Here is a 1,998-nt window from a genome sequence, read left to right on the forward strand (position 1 = left end):
CCACGACGTGGGCACCGGCCACCCCGGCGACTCAGCAGCCGGCGCCGTTGAGCTTCACGGTTGCCGGGGCGCTGGCCGCGCCGTTGGCGGTGAAGCCCACGGTGACCGAGGCCCCCGCCGCCAGGGACGGCGCGTGACTGGGCGCGGCGGCGGTGACCGTCGTGCCCGACTGGGTGACGGTGGCGTTCCAGCCACTGCCCAGCGTCACGCCGGACGGCCAACTCCAGGTCACCGACCACGGGTTGACCGCGGCCGTACCGGTGTTCTTCACGGTCAGCTCACCCTGGAAGCCGCCCTGCCAGGCGTTTACCTGCCGGTAGGTGGCCGTGCAGGCGCCCGGGGGCGGGGTCGTCGGCCCGCCGGTCGGTCCACCTGTCGGCCCGCCGGTGGGTCCGCCACCGGACGGCGCGATCAGGTACGGCTGGAGGATCGCCTGCTTGGTGGTGTTGATGTTCGTCCAGTCGTCCAGCGCGATGCCCCCGGTGTCACCCGAGTTGGGGTTCCACGACCAGTAGGTGAAGGACATCCCGGTCACCCCGGTGCCGGTGTACGCCATCAACTTCTCCAGCCACACCCGGTCCTTCGGGTCGGCGAGGGTGCTGCCGAACTCACCCATCATGATCGGGGCGATGTTCTGCTTGTAGAGGTAACCGAAGTACTTGTCCCAGATGGCCGGCATGTTCGCCGGATAGTCGGGGGCGTCGAACCAGGTCTGCCGGTAGACCGACGTGGCGTACTCGTGCGGCGAGTAGACCAGCCGGTTGGCCACGTTCAGCCGTACCGGGAACTGGCCGGCCTTCGACAGGTTGCCGCCCCACCAGCCGCAGTCCTCGTCGTTGCTCGGGTCGTTGTCCCACACGTTGGAGAGGCCACCACTGGGGCAGCTCACCCCCTCCACGAAGATCAACCAGTTGGGCTGGACACCGAGGATGGCGTTGCCGGCCCGCTCGGCGGCGAGCCGCCAGTCCCGCGCGGTGTCGCCGCAGCCCCAGCACGCGCCGGTGGCCGCCGGGTTGGTCCCCTCGGCGTGCGGCTCGTTGTGCAGGTCCGCGCCGATCACGGTGGGATTGCCCGCGTACCGCTGGGCGAGCATCTTCCAGTCGTTGATCCAGGTCGCCTCGGAGACCGTCGACGTGTACCAGAGCGGCGACTGCCCGGCCGACGTCGGCCGGTGCCGGTCCAGGATGATCCGCATCCCCTTGCTGCCGGCGTAGTTGATCACCTTGTCCAGGATCTGCAACGGCGAGAGCCCGATCAGGTCCGGGTTGACGAAGTCGTTGATCCCGGTGGCGGTCGCGCCCGGCTTCAGCGCGTCGTTCGAGTACGGCACCCGCAACGTGTTGTAGCCCAGCCGGGCCATCGTGTCGAGCTGCCCCCGCCACGGATTGCTCGACCAGAGCCCGTGGAAGGTCTTGTTGTCGGTCTCCATGCCGAACCAGTTGATGCCGGTCAACCGGACCGTGGCGCCGGTGCTGTCCACGATCTGGCTGCCGTTCGTGTGCAGATAGCCGGTGCCGGTGCCCGCGGCGGAGGCCGGGGCGGTGCTGACGGCGGTGGCGATGAACACGCCGGCCGCGACGGTGGCGAGCGCGGTCAGCGCACCGCCGAGAGCTTTGGGACGGACCATTCGAGCTCCACTTCAAAGGCCCGGCGTCGGCCATGGGCCGCGCGGGCGAGCTGCCGTCGGCACGTCACGGCCCCTTGGGGGTACGCGGACAGTGCGCGACGGTCCATGTCACGCGGACGGGGACACTCGCGGAAGCTCACCGGCCGATCCTCGACAGCGGAGCCCCGCCGTCGTCGCCCTCGTCCCGGTGGCCCTACCTGGCTCCGTCGCCCATTCTCATCAGCCCGCCTCAATGCGTCAACTGCACGGCCCCGCGGCCCCGCCCGTGCCGTGCGGCAAGCAGCAGCGCCAGCGCGGCACCGATCACCGGGGTGCTGGCCGGCACCGGGCGTTCGCCCAGCGTGAGAAGGGCGACGAGGACGATCGCCGCG

Annotated in this window: 1 protein-coding gene; it reads right to left on the reverse strand. The window is 70.4% G+C overall.

The window, feature by feature from the left end; genetic code table 11:
• Nucleotides 1-31: 31 nt before the first annotated feature.
• Entirely contained in the window at nt 32-1,627 is a 1,596-nt protein-coding gene (locus AB0J68_RS31600; RefSeq protein WP_354863187.1) for a cellulase family glycosylhydrolase, read from the reverse strand.
• Nucleotides 1,628-1,998: the final 371 nt, after the last annotated feature.

This window comes from Micromonospora sp. NPDC049580 (assembly GCF_040675595.1).
Lineage (GTDB): Bacteria > Actinomycetota > Actinomycetes > Mycobacteriales > Micromonosporaceae > Micromonospora.